We start from the raw sequence: 17043 nt of genomic DNA, 5'->3' as shown, positions 1-17043 counted from the left end.
TTCCCGACTTAGCAACCCCCGCTCAACGGTTCGGCCTTGGTCATCACTTCCGGGACCACGGTCGAGTGTTCTACTTCTCCCCCATGGTCTCGCCCAAAAGGACTGGAGGCACCTCGGCGCCGGGCGGTGCTGACGTGGCATCACTCATGCGATGGCCCTCACCCACTGCATGTGGTTCATCTCATACCTGATGGTGCGCGGCAGGCAGGCCACCGAGCGCCATGATGTCAGCAGAAACCGGTGGGCCAGACCCAGTGAGCCGAGCTCGTCAAAGCTGGCGCGTCAGTCGTGGTAGATCTGCTCTCGGGTGCGCGTAAAGACCAGCACTTCGGTAATTTGCCAGACCAGGATGGCGCCCAGGGCCGTCAAGGCCGCGGGCGTGGCCACCAACCAATCGGGAGTCGGCACCACGCTGAGCAGGATCGCGCAGACAATGATCTTGACGACGAAGGCACCCATGGCCAGAGGAATGGCCAGATCGCGATGATTTTGCCACACCACCGCAATCACCACGACGCTCACGGCAGACAGCACCCAGACAATCAGCCCGGCCAGGATGGCCGACCACCACCCGTAGATGCCATCCAGACCGCCAAACAGCACCCCGGCTCCGAGGACAGCGAGCAACGTGACCCAGCTGGCATGAAAGAAGATTCCCCACCAACCGTGGCGATTGACCAAGCGGTTACGTCGACGGACGGTGGTCTGTTGCATCGTGGTGTTGCTCCCGTTGGTGTTGGGCTCGGTGGGCTTGTCGTATTTGATTCAACCGACGATAGTAGGCGCGGCGCAAGATCCAGGGCCGAAATGTCAACCACATCGTGACCGCCAGAGCCAGGCTAGTAATCAGCATAACGATCCAGGGCTCGAAAAAGGTCAGAGACACCGTGCCGTAGGCGACCACGAAGGTCCACAAATACAGCAACAGCACGGCTTGGCGATGGGTGTAACCACCATCGACCAGCTTGTGGTGGATATGGCCGCGGTCTGCGGAGAAAGGACTACTGCGTCGGGCGGTGCGACGTACCACGGCCATGAGCAGATCGAGCAACGGTAGCACCAGTACGGCCAGTGGCAACATGATAGGCATGTAGGCAGGTACGTTGCGGAACCGAAAGCCTTCCAGCGCTCCCACATCGGCGGTGACGGCCACCGCGGCGGCAGCCATCAGCAATCCGATGAGTTGGGCGCCGACCTCTCCCATGAAGATGCGGGCGGGATTGAAATTAAAGGGAAGGAACCCAACACAGGCACCTAACAAGACGGCCATCAACAAGGTGGCGAGGTTGGAATAGTCATAGGCGTTGATCGTGCGAGTCAGTACGTAGCTATAGATGAAAAAAACGGAGCCACCAATCAGCGCGACCCCGGCCGCCAAGCCGTCGAGACCATCGACGAAGTTGAAGGCGTTAACGGTCAGGACCACCGCGAAGACAGTGAGGGCGATTTGCAGGCCTTCGCTCTCGACGTGAATCCAGCCCACCGGCATGGCCTCAACTTTGATGCTGTTCAGTCCCAGGGACAGCCCGGCCAGGATTTGACCGAGCAGTTTCAGCGACCAGTGCAGGTCCCACAGGTCGTCAGCGACACCAAACATCACAATCACAAGAATCGCCAGTAACACACCGCGCACGGGGGCCGGATCGGCGAAGATGGCATCGAGGAAAGGGATAGTTCCAGCTACACCTAGCGTAATGATCACCGCCACAGCCATGGCGACACCGCCGAGTTTCGGAATGGGATCGCGGTGCATATCACGTTTCCGCGCGGGAGTGTACGCCCGGACTTTAATGCCGATCAGCCGGACGAGTGGGGTCAACACGAAGCTGAGCGCCGCCGTGACGAGAAGTAGCAGTAAATAGACCTTCATGGATTCTCAGCGCATTAGCCTTGCGTTGTATCGTCAGGGGCATCAGGTGCGCTCTCACCCACATCGAGGAGGTCCTCCACCACCTCACGCAACGTGTCAATGCTAATGGCGCCAGCCCGGATCAGGCGCAGGGGGCTCATGGTGCAGTCCACAATGGTCGAGGGCGCTTGGGTTTGGCGATCTCCCCCATCGAGGTAGACCGCAACGGATTCCCCGAGCGCTTCTTGGGCCATAATCGCTGAGGTGGCGGCGGGCTGGCCATGGCGATTAGCTGATGACACGGCCATCGGGCCGGTTTGTTCTAAAATATCGCGAGCTAGCTCGTCGTCCGGAACGCGCAGTCCCACGGTACCGTGGGTTTCGCCCAGATCCCAGGTTAGCGAGGGTTGAGCGTTCAGTATCAGGGTGAGTGCTCCGGGCCAGAAAGCATCGGCCAGCGCACGAGCCTGGTTCGGAATGTCATCAGCCAATGCATCCAATACGCGGGGATGTGCCATGAGCACCGGGGGCGGGGTGGCCCGCGATCGTCCCTTGGCAGCGAGCAGGACCGCGACCGCTTGAGCCGAGAATGCGTCAGCTCCAATGCCGTAGACGGTATCGGTCGGTAGCACGATGCATTGGCGGTCTCTGATGGCCTCCACCGCATCGGCAATGCCTGCTGAGCGTTGTGCCGGATCTTGGGCGTCGTATCGAGTACTCACGTTGCTATTCTCGCATTATTTCTGTCGCCCCCGGTCGCTGCACGGGTGAGTCTTGGAATCGACCCGGTGGGCTTTGAGGAATCGGGGGCGGTCGTTGTAGTCGGACAGGGTTGTTACCGTCTGCCACATCCCTTGCTCGGAGGCCAACTGCCGGAGGCGGTCTGCGTGTGATGCGTCGTGTTCCATCACCAACCAACCGCCGGGGGCCAGAAACTGAGCTGCTGTTGTGGCCACGGCCAGCGGAATGGCAGTGCCATCGGCGTTGCCCCCGTAGAGGGCGATCGGTGGATCGGCTGCGGCTTCGGGCTGGACGACCGCGTGGGCTTCGGGCACATATGGCGGGTTAGCTACCACCAGATCGACGTGGCCGATCCATTCGCGAAGCCCGGGGTGCGCGATGAGCAGGGCGTTGACATCCGTGGCATCAGCGCACACGGTGGTGATGTTCGTGGCGTGGGTGTTGGTCTGCAAATACCGAACAGCCACCGGGTCCTTTTCCACGGCGATCACCTGCAGCTTGTGCGTCGAATGCTCCCTGTGCTGCGGAGTCTGTTGGTTCCAGTGATGTTCCAGGGCCACCGCGATCGCGCCCGATCCGCTACACAAATCCAGCACGGTTAAATCCCCGTCGCGTGTGGTCAGCAGTTGCTGGGCCAGCTCCACCAGCGCCTCGGTTTCCGGACGCGGGATAAATACACCCGGCCCCACCCGCAGGCTGACTCCGTAAAAGCTCTGAGCCCCGGTGAGGTGTTGCAGGGGCACACGCTGGATCCTGCGATCGACCAAGCTCGTGAGTCGTTGGTACTGCTCGCCGGTGATCCGATCTCCCAGCAAGCTGGCCTTGGCTACGTCTGAGAGTTCAAGCCCTAAGACGTGCGCGAGCAACAAGCGTGCTTCGGCTACCGCTTGGTCGATACCAGCTTGAGCTAAGCACGCCTGTGTGTGGTGCAGGGTCTCACGCAACGTAAAGCCGTCATGCTGCTGGTCCGACATGTACCAGGATCCTAGCCTTCGTGCTCGCCCAGCGCTTCAAGTCGCTCGGCCTCATCCATATCGATGCAGGACTGCACGACGGGCCCCAGATCACCTTCGAGGACCTTGTCGAGGTTATTGGCTTTATAACCGGTCCGGTGATCGGCGATGCGGTTCTCGGGGAAGTTGTAGGTCCGAATCCGCTCCGAGCGGTCCATAGTTCGCACCTGGGAAGCCCGGGTCTCGGCTTCTGCCGCAGCCAGTTCTTCTTGCTGGTAGGCCAGCAGCCGGGAGCGCAACACGCGCATGGCAGCTTCACGGTTTTGGATTTGAGACTTCTCGTTTTGCATCGAGACCACGATGCCGGTGGGCAGGTGGGTGATACGTACGGCCGAATCTGTGGTATTCACAGACTGACCACCCGGACCGGAGGAACGATACACATCGATCTTCAGATCGTTCTGGTTGATCTCAATCTCTTCGGGCTCATCAACCTCGGGGAACACCAGCACACCGGCAGCGGAGGTGTGAATCCGGCCCTGGGATTCGGTGACCGGCACACGTTGCACACGGTGGACTCCGCCTTCAAACTTCAGGTGTGCAAAGACGCCTTCGGCTGGATCGTTGGAGTTACCGCGTACCCCCAGGTGAACGTCTTTATACCCGCCGAGATCCGATTCGGTCGCGGAGATGATCTCGGTTTTCCACCCCTTATGTTCGGCGTACTTGATGTACATACGGGTCAGGTCAGCCGCAAACAGTGCGGCTTCTTCACCGCCTTCACCGCCTTTAATCTCCAAAATCACGTCACGGGCGTCATCGGGGTCACGCGGGATCAGCAGTCGGCGCAGACGTTCGGCCGCGGTATCGACCTGCTCTTGTAAGATCGGGACCTCAGCGGCAAAGTCTTCGTCCTCCGCTGCCAGTTCTTGAGCATCGCAGAGATCGTCTTGCAACGTCGACCAGGTGCGATAAGCGCCCACAATTCCGTTAAGTTCGGCATATCGCCGGCCCAGCTTCCGGGATTTCCCAGGGTCGGAGTGCACATCCGGGTCTGCCAGGGCCTCGGTGACCTCTTGGTGTTCTTCCAGCAGGTGCTGCACGGATTCAAACATGATGAACTTTCTGTTGAACAGATGACTGTGGACGGGCAGGGACACACTCAAGCCACCGCCGACAGCACACAACCGAAAAGGTCAGTCGGTTCACTGCGCTGTGCGGGCGGTGGCTTGAAAAAATCGCTAAGAGTCGGACTTGCCGCCCAGAGTAGTCTTAGAGACCAACATGAGGAACTCTGCGTTGGACCCTGTTTCTTTGATCTTATTGGTGAGCAACTCGAGCGCCTGCTGGGTTTCCAAACCAGACAGCACGCGGCGTAGCTTCCACATAATCTTGATCTCTTCCGGCGAGAGGAGGTTCTCTTCGCGGCGAGTACCCGAAGCACTGACATCCACAGCCGGGAAGATCCGGCGCTCAGACAGCTCGCGCGAGAGACGCAGTTCCATATTGCCGGTGCCCTTGAATTCTTCGAAGATCACTTCGTCCATCCGCGAGCCGGTTTCTACCAGGGCAGTGGCCAAAATGGTCAGCGAACCACCGTTTTCAATATTGCGGGCAGCCCCGAAGAACTTCTTCGGCGGGTAAAGCGCAGCTGAGTCCACACCACCGGACAGGATGCGTCCGGATGCCGGGGTGGCCAGGTTGTAGGCGCGACCCAGACGAGTCATCGAGTCCAACAGCACCACCACGTCTTTGCCCAGCTCCACCATGCGCTTGGCCCGTTCGATCGCTAATTCAGCGACGGTGGTGTGGTCGTCGGCAGGACGATCGAAGGTCGAGGCGATGACTTCGCCATCAATCGAGCGTTCCATGTCGGTAACTTCTTCGGGACGTTCATCCACCAGCACCATCATCAGCTTCACATCGGGATTGTTTTCCTTAATGGCGTTGGCAATCGATTGCAGCATCACAGTCTTGCCGGCCTTGGGCGGAGACACAATCAAACCGCGCTGGCCCTTACCGATCGGAGCTACCAGGTCTACGATACGCGGGCCGATCTTCTTCGGATCGGTCTCCAGCCGCAACCGCTCGTTCGGGTACAGCGGAACGAGCTTGTTGAACTCAACGCGCTCCGGGTTCTCCACGGCGGGCTGACCATTCACGTAGTCGATCCTGACCAGTGCATTGAACTTCTGACGGTTCTTGTGCTTACCCCGTCCGCCACGACCACCGCCGTGGTGCTGCTGGTCGTTATCCTGGCCGGGCTGGCGAATCGCACCGCGTACAGCGTCACCTTTGCGCAAGCCGTATTTCTTCACAAACGACAGCGAGACATAGATGTCCTTCGGGCCCGGCAAATATCCCGAGGTCCTGACGAAGGCGTAGTTGTCGAGAACGTCCAAGATACCGGCAATGGGAAGCAAGACCTCATCGTCACGCACGTCTTGCTGCTCATCGCGGTTTTGCTGGCGACGATCATTGTTGCTCTTGCGCTTATTGCGGTTATTGCGGTCCCGGTTCCGAGAACGACGTTGGCGATTGTTCTGAGAATCATCACCGTTGTTGTCATCCTGGTCCGAGCTCTGGTCCCGGTCCTCACGCTGGTGACGCTGGCCCTTCTTCCGGTCCCGGTCTTCGCCGTCGTCCTCGGAGGAATCGCGGTCGTCGCCGTCTTTGCGGTCCTGACGCTTCTCGTCGTCATCGCGATTGTTCCCGCGACGGTGTGTGCGCTCGCGCCGGCCTGACTGGTCAGACTCGTCGGACTGCTCCGACGCATCGGACTGATCTGTCGAGGGCTCCTCGGAAGAGGTGTCACCGTGGGTAGGGTCACCCGCTGTTGCGTCAGCGCGCCGGGACCGTGAGCGTCTCGGCCGGCGTTGTGAGTCTTTGTTCTCCGCGTGCTCCGAGTCCTCATGCTGTGCGGGCCCCTCGGCGCCCTCGGACGAGCCATTCTCCGGTGATTCCTGCGTCTGGTCGCCGGACTGTTCGGTCTGGTCGTCCTTGGAACGTGGCTGAGTGCTCGGAGCAGCCACTCCCCCACGTTGGTGCTCAGAGATCGCTTCGACCAGAGCGGCCTTGCGCATCCGGGAGCCGCCCGTGATGCCTAATTGGGAAGCGAGAGCCTGGAGTTGGGCCAATTTCAGAGAAGCTAAACCGTTAGCGTTCCCAGCAGTGTTGGAGTCTTGCTGGGATTGGGTATCGATGGTTTCGGTCACGAAGGTAATCCTTCTCCCTCGTCAGGCGGGAACTGTGTGTTCGTCCGCATCTTTTTTGCGTTGGTCTATGAGCCTTTAGCGCCTCAATATGCTCGGTGCCCAGACATCTTCAATTCTGGATTACACCGACAGCCAGGACTCTTGTCTAGCGACCGCGTCGTAGCCATTCTGTGCACGTGCTCCGCACGCAGGACAGTCGCCACGGCGAATGCCATCGCAGTGGTATTGCACAGTGACCATGACATGACTCGTTCGGCCGTTTTCATGCACTGAACAAAGAGCCCTCGGTTGAGGAGAAATCCGCGAACCGTATTGTGTCATGGGCTACGCAATCCGTCGACACAGACTGTCGTGTCACGGCAACCCATCACGGGCGGACTATCTCCAGTTTAGCACCTTCGAGATTTACTGCCAGAATGTGGAGATCCCAGTGTCGACGCTGGGGCGCTACCGTCTCTTCCAGCGCCGCGTAAGCTCGTCGGGCTTCCTCCGGGCAGGCAGTCAACACCATCACGGTCGGACCGGCACCAGATACGACCGCAGCGAAGCCGTGGGCGCGCATCACACGGACCACGTTAAGGGTATGTGGCATTGCCGCGAATCGATATTCCTGGTGCAGGTAATCGCGTGTGGCGACATAGAGCAGACTGGGGTCGGTCGTGATCGCTGGAGCTAACAGCGCGGCGCTGGCAGCATTTGCAGCAGCTTCAGCGTGAGGCACGGCCTCAGGAAGAAGTTCGCGAGCCGTGGCAGTGGCCACCGGTTTGTCCGGAATGGCCACCACGGGAGTCAATTCTGGGGCCGGTTCGAACCGAGCGGTATGGAACTGGGCATGGGTTGACCAGGACAGGGTCAACCCACCAAACAGGGCCGGAGCCACGTTGTCAGGGTGGCCTTCTAGCTCCGCGGCCCACTGCAACAGCTCGTCGTGGGTGCGCTGGGCGTGTCGGGGCAGAAGCCCCTGCGCCCCGAGAACAGCCGCCACGTGAGCGGCTGCTGACGAGCCGAGCCCACGAGAATGCGGGATGCGATTGATCGCCCGAACCTTCAACCCGGGTACTGTCCAGCCGATCGAGGCCAGCAACTCACGGATGGTAGAGATTATCAAGTGCCGAGAATCGGTGGGCAAGTAGTCCTGGCCATAGCCGGTGATCTCCACGCAGTACCCGGCCTCAGTCGAGATGATCTCAACTTCGTCGAACAGTTGTACCGCCAGACCGGCGGCATCGAAACCGGGGCCGAGATTCGCCGAGGTGGCAGGGACCGAAACCCTAACGGTGATACCGGCCGGTACCCGGTCCGGGGGACGTTGCGTAGCAGGAGTTGCGCTACCCATGGGACTAGTCACCTTCCACCCGCATCGTGGCCAAGACAGCGTCAACAACGTCGAGTTCTTCAACGGCACTGACCGTCTGCGACAGATCGGATTCCCGGGCCTGGTGAGTGATGAACCGCAGTAAGGCACGCTGTTTGCCCACGGCGGCAGCCTCCTCATCTGGGGACTGGTTCATGGATTTAATGGACAACCCACGCTCGGCAAAGACGCCAGCGACTTGAGACAGCACACCGGGAACATCCGCGGTCCGCAACACCACCATGTAGCGGGTGATGGAATCGCCCACGCCGAGTGCTTTCAGACGCCCCGTGGTGGTGTGTGGTCGGCCGGGTCCACCGCGCAGAATGCGACGGGCAATAGAGACCGTATCGCCCATCACGGCCGAGGCAGTGGGGGCTCCCCCGGCACCGGGTCCGTAGAACATCAGCTCGCCAGCGTTCTCTGCTTCCACGAATACTGCGTTGTAGGCCCCGCGCACCGTGGCCAGCGGGTGCACACGTGGCAGCAAGGTGGGGTGAACCCGCAAGACCACACCGGGTTCTTGGTCATCGGCGGTCTGCACCAGTTCGATAATCGCCAACATCTTGATCACATAACCGGCTTCCGCGGCCATCTGGTGATCGCGGTCAGTAATGTTGGTCATTCCCTGGCAGTAGACCTGTTCCAGGGTGAACGGGGTACTAAAAGCCAGGTGAGCCAGGACCGCGGCTTTAGCTGCGGCGTCGGCGCCACCCACGTCTGCGGTGGGGTCTGCTTCGGCATAACCGAGCCGTTGCGCCTCGGCCAAGGCGTCGTAGAAGTTCGCACCGGTACTATCCATCTGGTCCATGATGTAGTTCGTGGTGCCGTTGACGATTCCCATGATGCGGGTGATACGGTCGCCAGATAACGAGTCACGCACCGGACGCAAAATGGGGATGGCCCCAGCCACTGAGGCTTCAAAAGACAGCTGTACTCCGGCATCGGCGGCTGCTTGATAGAGCTCGTGCCCGTGGGTAGCCAATAATGCTTTGTTACCGGTGACTACCGAGGCACCGGAGTCGAATGCCGTGAGGATAAGGTCGCGAGCCGGGGCGATGCCACCCATGAGTTCAATGACGATGTCGGCATCACGTACCAGGGACTTGGCATCGGTGGTGTAGCACTCGGCTGGTAGCTGGTAGTCGCGTTCGGCTTCGGGGTTGCGCACCGCCACGCCGGTCAACCGTAGCGACACACCTACCCGTTCGGTCATCAGCTCAGAGTCTTCTACCAAAATGCGGGCTACCTGTGACCCGACGGTGCCGCCACCTAACAAAGCGACTTTGAGTTCTTGTACAGCGGGCTTGCCGGTCATATTCCTCCGAGCTCGTTCGTAGTTGTCGACAATTTGTGTTGTCTTGGGCTGGGACCCAAGACAACGTCATGGGGCTTAGACTTCGCGGGCGAAGAGGTCCTGGTCAGTTTCTCGACGAATAATCAGACGGGCCGATCCTCCGGAGATGGCCACCACCGCAGGGCGCAGTAATGCGTTGTAGTTGGAACTCATCACGTGACAGTACGCGCCGGTAGCCGGCACGAGTACCAGGTCCTGATCGTCGAGGTCCTCAGGCTGGTAGGTGTCTCGCACTACAATATCGCCCGATTCGCAGTGTTTGCCAACTATTCGGGTCAGTACCGGATCGGCCTGGGAGACCCGGGAGGCCAGGGTGGCCGAGTAGTCGGCGTCATACAGCACCGGACGCGGGTTATCGGACATGCCGCCGTCAACAGCGACGTAACGACGTGGCACGGGCTGGTCGGCCCCGGTGGGGTCATCAACCCACACGGTTTTGGTGGTACCCACCCGGTAGAGGGTGGAGCCGGCCGGGCCGGAGATCGCACGACCGGGTTCGATCGAGATCCGAGGACAGTCAATGGTGAGTGACTGGAGCGTAGCGCGGATCCCTTCAGCCAGTGAGTCGGCGATATCTTCAGGGGCTCGGGGACGATCAGCTTCGGTGTAGGCAATGCCGTAGCCACCTCCGAGGTCCAGCTCGGCGGTGGTGATCCCGTGCTGGGTTTGCAGGGCTGCAATAAAGTTCAGCATCCTGTCGGCAGCGGCGGTAAAACCATCGGCTTCAAAAATTTGTGATCCGATGTGTGAGTGCAACCCCAAGTACCTCAAGTGGGGATGTTCCGCCACGGCCAGCACCGCTTGTTCGGCCACGGAGCGTTCCTCTCCCGGAGCCGGAATCATACTCAGACCAAATTTTTGGTCCTCGTGAGCGGTGGCGATATAGCTGTGGGTTGAGGCATGAACCCCGGTGGTCAAACGCAACATGACCGGTGCGCTCACACCGGCTGATTCGGCGAGCGCGGCCAAGCGGCGTATCTCGGATAAGGAATCCACCACGATCCGCCCCACCCCGGTTTGCAAGGCCCGGGTGAGTTCCTGATCGGATTTGTTATTGCCGTGCAGGCCGATCTTGGCCGGATCAAACCCGGCCCGTAGCGCGATCGCAAGCTCACCGCCAGAGGCCACATCCATATTTAAGCCTTCCTCGGCCACCCAGCGGGCGACCTGGACGGTGAGCAAAGACTTGGAGGCGTAGTAGACATCTACCCCGCCACACAAGGAGTCGAAGGCGCGATTAAATCCTTCAACGAAACCTCGGGCCCTAGCGCGAAAATCATCCTCATCAACCACCAACAACGGAGTACCGTACGTGGCGGCCAGCTCGGAGACCGGCACGGTGCCGATGGTGACCTCCCCGGAAACCTGACGGGTGGTACCGTTCGAATACATCACGGGATTGAGATACGACGTATCGCTGGGGTAACTCAACCAAGACGGTGCCAACGGTGATTCAGTCATCGGGGTTCTCTTTCGCGCGGTGATCGGTGGTTACATTTTCTCTGGAGCCGACACGCCCAGCAGGTCCAGGCCGTTGGCCAAGACCTGGCTGGTGGCATCATTGAGCCACAACCGGGCAATATTGACCGGTTGTACTGCCGGGACGGACCCGTCTTCATCTGGAGCCGGCACGATCCGGCACGCCCCATACCAGGAGTGATAGGCACCGGCAAGATTCTCCAGGTACCGTGCCACCCGGTGAGGCTGGCGTAACGCCGCAGCGTGTCCAACAACCGCGGGGAACTCACCGAGCTGAGCCAACAGTGCGGTTTCGGTCGGGTCGGTCAGGGTACCGGCATCAAAGGGTAGCGCATCACGAGTGATGCCGTGAGCTTCAGCGGTCCGGGCCGCCGAACGAGACCGGGCGTGTGCGTATTGGACGTAGAAGACCGGGTTGTCGTTGGTGCGCGAACGCAACAGGTCTGGATCAATAGTGATCGGCGAATCGGCTGGATACCGTGCCAGGTCGTAGCGCAATGCATCACGTCCCAGCCACTCCACCAGGTCCTTGAGTTCGATGATGTTGCCGGCGCGTTTGGACAGCTTCGCCCCGTTGACCGAGATCAGCTGGCCAATCAAGATTTCAATATGGTGCCGTGGGTTGTCTCCAGCGCAAGCGGCAATGGCCTTCAGTCGCGAGACATAACCGTGGTGGTCGGCCCCGAGCAAATAGATTTTCTGTTCGAATCCGCGCTTTTTCTTCGACAGATAATAGGCGGCATCGGCTGCAAAGTAGGTGGGCTCGCCGTTGGCGCGAATCAGCACGCGGTCTTTATCGTCGCCGAAGTCGGTGGTGCGTAACCAGACCGCGCCCTGGTGGTCATCAACTTCGTTCTGGTCCCGCAGGTGCTGGACTGCCGAGTCGATGGCGCCAGCATCGTGCAGAGACTGTTCGGAGAACCAGACGTCGAAGTGGACCCCGAAGGACTCTAGGGTGTCTTGAATGTCCTGTAACTGCAACCGATAGGCCCGGCGACGTAGCTCCGGTAACACCTCGTCGTGGTCTTGTTCTGCCAACTCGGGTGCCTCGGCCACAATGTGGCGGGCAATGTCGGTGACATATGCACCGGGGTAACCACCGTCAGGCACCGGCTGGTCGTGGATCCGGGCATAGACCGAGTCCGCGAACCTATTCATCTGGTTGCCGGCGTCGTTGATGTAATACTCGTTGGTCACCTCAGCGCCGCTGGCCCGTAGCAGTCGCGAGATGGCATCCCCTAACGCCGCCCAGCGGGTGTGACCGATATGCAACGGACCGGTGGGGTTAGCCGAGACAAACTCGAGGTTAATGACCTGGCCTGCCAAGGAGTCGTTACGACCAAACTCAGCACCGGCTTGGACAATACTGTGCGCCAGCTGTCCGGCCGCGGCTGCCTCCACCACAATGTTCAGAAACCCAGGCCCGGCGACCTCTACAGCGGAAATTCCCGACTCCTCCTGCAAGCGTGTGCGCAGGATTTCGGCCAGCTCCCGGGGAGCCATCCCGGCCTTTTTTCCTAATTGCATCGCCAGGTTCGATGCCCAGTCTCCGTGTTCACGGTGACGGGGGCGTTCAACTTTCACCGGCTGCGGAATCAGCTGCGGATCAAGATCGATCTCACCGGCCGCAATGGCTTGGTGCAATACGGACGAAAGGGTTGCTGAGAGTTCTTCTGGGGTCACCCCTCATAGTGTAGTGGTTTCGAGATCTGAGTCAGAATAGGGTACAGTATTCACGTCCGATGATCACTGGCGATGGCCCCTATCATCTGGCCCCGCCTCCGTAGCTCAGGGGATAGAGCGTCTGCCTCCGGAGCAGAAGGTCGTAGGTTCGAATCCTATCGGGGGTACCACCGCCTACATCCCGATATCTGGAATCGGGGATGTAGGCATTTTTTTATGCCCGCCTTTCTGCCCACCCGCGATCGTCGAGAGTGAGATCACCAACTACGATGACGCCGTTCACTTCTTCGTCCTCCACGGGCGATGCCCTGTTGCCTCCAGCGCGCATCACCTATCCGGAACATCTTCCGGTGAGCTCCCAGCGACAACAGATCATGAACGCGGTGGCCGGTCACCAGGTGGTGATCGTCGCCGGCGAAACCGGGTCCGGTAAGACCACCCAGCTACCAAAGATGTGCCTGGAGCTGGGGCTGGACCAGCACGGGATGATTGGGCACACCCAGCCACGTCGTATTGCCGCCCGATCAGTGGCCGAACGCATCGCCGAGGAGCTGAACGAAACCGTTGGTGAACACGTGGGCTACCAGGTGCGATTCACCTCTGAGGTGTCAGCTGAGACATCAGTCAAGGTCATGACCGACGGCATTTTGCTGGCCGAAATTCAGCACGATCCGCTCTTGCGCCGCTACTCAATGCTGATCATCGACGAAGCTCACGAACGATCGCTCAATATTGATTTCTTACTGGGCTACCTCAAGAAGATCCTGCCTCAACGCCAGGATCTCAAGGTGATCATCACCTCAGCGACCATCGATGTGGAGTCCTTTGCCGAACATTTCTCCACGCCCACCGGTGCAGCGGCCCCCATTATTGAAGTCTCGGGCAGAACCTATCCGGTAGAGATCCGCTACCGGCCACTGACCGATCCACGCATCGCCGATGATCCCGACGATGACGCCGATGATGCCGAGGACGCCCGGGACCCGTTGGACGCGGTGGCCGATGCGGTGCTCGAGCTGGGTACCGACCACGGTGGGGATACCCTGGTGTTCTTTCCCGGAGAACGTGAGATCCGTGACGCCAAGGAAGTGATCCAGGCTGCCATTTCCTCGCATCCGAGGCTCAAACACGCGGACATTCTTCCCCTCTACGGGCGGTTGTCCTTAGCTGAACAGCAACGCGTCTTCCGGCGCAGTTCCACCTCGGCTCCGCGGATTGTCTTGGCAACCAACGTGGCCGAAACCTCGCTGACGGTCCCGGGCATCACGGCCGTCATCGATACCGGTACTGCCCGCATCTCACGGTACTCCCAGCGCACGAAGGTGCAACGGCTGCCGGTCGAGCGCATTTCCCAGGCGTCCGCGAACCAGCGGGCCGGACGTGCCGGGCGCACCAGCCCCGGGGTGGCCATCCGCTTGTACTCCGAGGACGATTTCAACCAGCGCCCAGAATTTACCGACCCGGAGATTCTGCGAACCTCGCTGGCCTCGGTGATCCTGGACATGTTAGCCGCCGGCGTAGCCACAACCCCCACCGATCTGGAAGAGTTCCCCTTCCTGCAACCGCCCGAGCACCGCCAGATTACCGACGGTATTCAGCAATTGCTGGAGCTCGGTGCGTTGAACTCCGGTGCACCGGTGGAGGTCACCGACCGCTCCGGCACGAAGCGCACCCGCACCTTTACCCGTGGCACCATCACGCCCCTAGGCCGTCGCCTAGCGCAATTACCCATTGACCCTCGTCTGGGGCGGATGATTCTGGCAGCCGACGAGCATAAGGTAGCCCGCGAAGTCATGGTGCTGGCTGCCGGGATGACCATCCAAGACCCCCGCGAGCGCCCAGCCGACCAACGAGATGCCGCCGATCAGGCCCACGCGCGCTTCACCGATGAGAATTCCGATTTTTCGGCGATGCTAAATCTGTGGGTGTATTTACGCTCCCAACAAAAACAGCTCTCGGGCAATCAGTTCCGGAAGATGTGTCGCCGAGAATTCATCAACTACCTACGCGTACGTGAATGGCAGGATCTGGTTCAGCAGTTGCGAGAAATGGCGCACCGGGTGGGCTTGAAAGTCTCGGCCGGACCGGTCGATCCGGTCGGCACCCATGAGGCAGTCCACCAGGCGGTGCTGACCGGGTTACTCAGTCAGATCGGCACCTATCAGCAACGCACGAAAGAATATCTTGGTGCTCGTAACACCAAATTTCGGATCTTCCCCGGGTCCGGACTGTTCACAAAGCGCCACAACTATGTCATGGCTGCCGAACTGGTGGAAACCTCCCGACTCTGGGCACGCCAGGTGGCCAAAGTCGAGCCCGAGTGGATCGAAGAGATTGCTGGACCGTTGGCAAAATCCAGCGTCTCGGACCCCTATTGGTCCACCCGTCAGGGCTCGGCGATGGCCCGGGAAAGGGTCACCGTCTATGGTGTGCCGGTGGCCGTCGATCGTCCGATCAAGTACTACCGGGTCAACCGTGAACTGGCTCGTGAGATGTTTATCCGCCACGCGCTGGTGGACGGTGACTGGCACACCCGGCACCGGTTCTTTGCGCGCAACCGGGAGCGGATGGCCGAGGTCGACCAGTTGCAGACCCGACATCGTCGCCACGATCTGAAAGTCTCCGATGAGGACCTCTTCGCCTTCTACGACGCCCGAATCCCAGCCTCGGTGGTCTCCGTCCGGCACTTTGACCGCTGGTGGAAAAAAGCACGTCGCACAGATGAATACCAGCTCGATATCGCGGTCGAGGACCTGATCCGCGTCGAGCCCGAGCAACTGGATCCCGCACAATACCCCTCGGTATTGATTCACCCCACCGAGCACGGTGAACTCGAGCTCCCACTAGACTACACTTTTGCCCCGACGACGCTGGCGGAGACCCGTCGCGAGAACAACTCCGCCGGCACGCCACCGCCAACTGACGGCGTGACGGTGACCATCGCGGTCGAAATCTTGCACCGGATGAACCCCGACCGTTTCGCTTGGCTGATTCCCGGGCTACGCGAAGAGCTGATTACGGCACTGATCAAAAACGTGCCGAAGGCCTTACGCAAGCAGTTGGTTCCCGCCCCAGATACCGCACGTCGGGCGCTGGCCATACTCCACCGCGACTACGACCCGCTCACCGATGACTTCTACGATGCCCTCTCGGCGGTCTTACTGGATGTCAAGCACGTCAAGGTGCCCCGGGACCAGTGGCGCCCCGAGGCACTGCCCGAACATTTGCGGATGACGTTCTCCGTGGTGGATCACCGTGGCGCGGTCATCGGGGTCGGTGAAGACCTCGGGCAGTTGCAACGAGACCTGGCCGGCGAAAACCGCACCGCCCTGGCCGAATCACTGACCCGCGCGGCTCAGGCTCAAGGCGTGGACCTCGCTCAGACCACTCAGCACCCCACCCCTGGCCCCGGGAAGGACACCACCCGACGGCAGCCAGCATCCAACAGCGACAAGCAACCACCTCGACGGGACCAGGACCGGACCGTCACCGAGTCCTTCACACCACGGCAAGGGTTGACCCGCTGGGATATCCCCGAGCTCCCCGAACAGGTGCAAACCCCGGTGGCCACCGGGTCCGGTCACCAGCTGGTGACCGGTTACCCGGCCCTATCGCCCGCTACCACTGGGGTGGGGGCTGATTTGGTGATCATGCGAACGCTGGGCGAGGCACAATCCGTGCACCGTCACGGCGTCGTAGCGTTGCTCCGGGCTGGGCTACCCGATACCCAACGCTATATTGCCGACCACCTCAGCAACGAGGAGAAGCTAACCTTCACCAGTGCCCCGCATTCGGATCTGCAAGAGATTGTCTCCGACAGTCTCACCGCGTCCATCGATGCACTGGTTCCAGCCTCGCACCGCCAACTCCCCCGCTCAGCCCAGCAGTTTGAGCGATTGCACGAGCAGGTTCGCGCCGAGGTGATAGACCAAAACTTTCGGGTCACCGCGGTAGTCTCCGAGGCGCTGCACGCAGCTCGCCACGTACGCCGTGATGCCAAGACACTTAAGTCCTTGACCATGGCGCCGGTGCTGACCGATATCCGCGCGCAACTAGATGAGTTACTGGGCGAGCATTTCGTGGCGAAAACCGGGTGGCGCCAGCTACGGCACCTACCCCGCTATATCCAGGCCATCACTGTCCGGATTGAGAAATTGCAGAATTCAGCCCACGGTCTCCAGGCCGACGCGGCGTCGATGCAAGTCATTCACGATCTCGAGCAGGCCTACCAGCGCCGAGTGGATGACTATGCACAGGCCGGGTTCATTCCCGTTGAGCTCAGCCAGGTGTTTTGGCTCCTCCAAGAGCTACGGGTGAGCTTTTTTGCCCAGCAATTGGGCACGGCCGTGTCGGTGTCGGAAAAGAAGGTCCGTGCTGCACTACGGGCCGTGCCCTCACCTTGAGGTCTGTGC

General features: G+C 60.4%; 11 protein-coding genes and 1 tRNA gene. 2 read left to right on the top strand and 10 right to left on the bottom strand.

All coding sequences use genetic code 11. The features are described from left to right. Positions 1-282: 282 nt before the first annotated feature. The 10 genes from DCC24_RS04175 to argS all read right to left on the bottom strand — a co-directional run bounded on the left by DCC24_RS04175 (position 283) and on the right by argS (position 12631). On the bottom strand, positions 283-714 hold the full coding sequence (locus DCC24_RS04175; protein WP_110098663.1) for a hypothetical protein: 432 nt from the start codon (positions 712-714) through the stop codon (positions 283-285). Next, positions 686-1870 carry an MraY family glycosyltransferase gene (locus DCC24_RS04170; protein ID WP_110098662.1) on the bottom strand — a complete coding sequence of 395 codons (1185 nt, stop codon included), beginning with the start codon at positions 1868-1870 and terminating at the stop codon, positions 686-688. The genes DCC24_RS04175 and DCC24_RS04170 overlap by 29 nt, the downstream gene beginning before the upstream one ends. 14 nt (positions 1871-1884) lie before the next feature. Beyond that, positions 1885-2571, bottom strand: coding sequence for an L-threonylcarbamoyladenylate synthase (locus tag DCC24_RS04165; protein ID WP_110098661.1), 687 nt, complete (start codon positions 2569-2571; stop codon positions 1885-1887). Positions 2572-2586: 15 nt separating this feature from the next. After that, positions 2587-3564 carry a peptide chain release factor N(5)-glutamine methyltransferase gene (gene prmC, locus DCC24_RS04160; RefSeq protein ID WP_110098660.1) on the bottom strand — a complete coding sequence of 326 codons (978 nt, stop codon included), beginning with the start codon at positions 3562-3564 and terminating at the stop codon, positions 2587-2589. Between the two features lie 11 nt (positions 3565-3575). Then, positions 3576-4658, bottom strand: a complete 1083-nt coding sequence (prfA, locus tag DCC24_RS04155) for a peptide chain release factor 1 (RefSeq protein WP_110098659.1) — start codon at positions 4656-4658, stop codon at positions 3576-3578. 126 nt (positions 4659-4784) lie between these two features. Beyond that, positions 4785-6758, bottom strand: coding sequence for a transcription termination factor Rho (gene rho, locus DCC24_RS04150; protein ID WP_110098658.1), 1974 nt, complete (start codon positions 6756-6758; stop codon positions 4785-4787). 367 nt (positions 6759-7125) lie between these two features. Beyond that, positions 7126-8094, bottom strand: a complete 969-nt coding sequence (gene thrB, locus DCC24_RS04145; protein ID WP_110098657.1) for a homoserine kinase — start codon at positions 8092-8094, stop codon at positions 7126-7128. 4 nt (positions 8095-8098) lie between these two features. After that, positions 8099-9430: a homoserine dehydrogenase gene (locus DCC24_RS04140; protein WP_110098656.1), complete on the bottom strand. Its 1332-nt coding sequence runs from the start codon at positions 9428-9430 to the stop codon at positions 8099-8101. A 75-nt stretch (positions 9431-9505) separates the two neighbouring features. Further along, entirely contained in the window at positions 9506-10930 is a 1425-nt protein-coding gene (lysA, locus tag DCC24_RS04135) for a diaminopimelate decarboxylase (protein WP_110098655.1), read from the bottom strand. A gap of 30 nt (positions 10931-10960) precedes the next feature. Further along, on the bottom strand, positions 10961-12631 hold the full coding sequence (gene argS, locus DCC24_RS04130; protein WP_110098654.1) for an arginine--tRNA ligase: 1671 nt from the start codon (positions 12629-12631) through the stop codon (positions 10961-10963). A gap of 94 nt (positions 12632-12725) precedes the next feature. Between argS and DCC24_RS04125 the strand changes: the two genes are divergently transcribed. Both DCC24_RS04125 and hrpA read left to right on the top strand, forming a co-directional pair. Continuing rightward, a tRNA-Arg gene (locus tag DCC24_RS04125) sits at positions 12726-12801 on the top strand. A gap of 99 nt (positions 12802-12900) precedes the next feature. Further along, a complete protein-coding gene (hrpA, locus tag DCC24_RS04120) occupies positions 12901-17034 on the top strand; it encodes an ATP-dependent RNA helicase HrpA (protein WP_110098653.1) in 4134 nt (1377 codons plus the stop codon). Positions 17035-17043: the final 9 nt, after the last annotated feature.

This window comes from Auritidibacter sp. NML100628 (assembly GCF_003185985.1).
GTDB classification, from domain to species: domain Bacteria; phylum Actinomycetota; class Actinomycetes; order Actinomycetales; family Micrococcaceae; genus Auritidibacter; species Auritidibacter ignavus.
The sequence above is the reverse complement of the archived record's forward strand: the minus strand, read 5'-3'. Positions and strand labels throughout refer to the sequence as shown.

Bases quoted from the DNA above. Each gene is read 5' to 3' on its own strand.
- DCC24_RS04175 (WP_110098663.1), bottom strand. From the start codon at position 714: ATGCAACAGACCACCGTCCGTCGACGTAACCGCTTGGTCAATCGCCAC.
- DCC24_RS04170 (WP_110098662.1), bottom strand. From the start codon at position 1,870: ATGAAGGTCTATTTACTGCTACTTCTCGTCACGGCGGCGCTCAGCTTC.
- prmC (WP_110098660.1), bottom strand. From the start codon at position 3,564: ATGTCGGACCAGCAGCATGACGGCTTTACGTTGCGTGAGACCCTGCAC.
- prfA (WP_110098659.1), bottom strand. From the start codon at position 4,658: ATGTTTGAATCCGTGCAGCACCTGCTGGAAGAACACCAAGAGGTCACC.
- thrB (WP_110098657.1), bottom strand. From the start codon at position 8,094: ATGGGTAGCGCAACTCCTGCTACGCAACGTCCCCCGGACCGGGTACCG.
- DCC24_RS04140 (WP_110098656.1), bottom strand. From the start codon at position 9,430: ATGACCGGCAAGCCCGCTGTACAAGAACTCAAAGTCGCTTTGTTAGGT.
- lysA (WP_110098655.1), bottom strand. From the start codon at position 10,930: ATGACTGAATCACCGTTGGCACCGTCTTGGTTGAGTTACCCCAGCGAT.
- hrpA (WP_110098653.1), top strand. From the start codon at position 12,901: ATGACGCCGTTCACTTCTTCGTCCTCCACGGGCGATGCCCTGTTGCCT.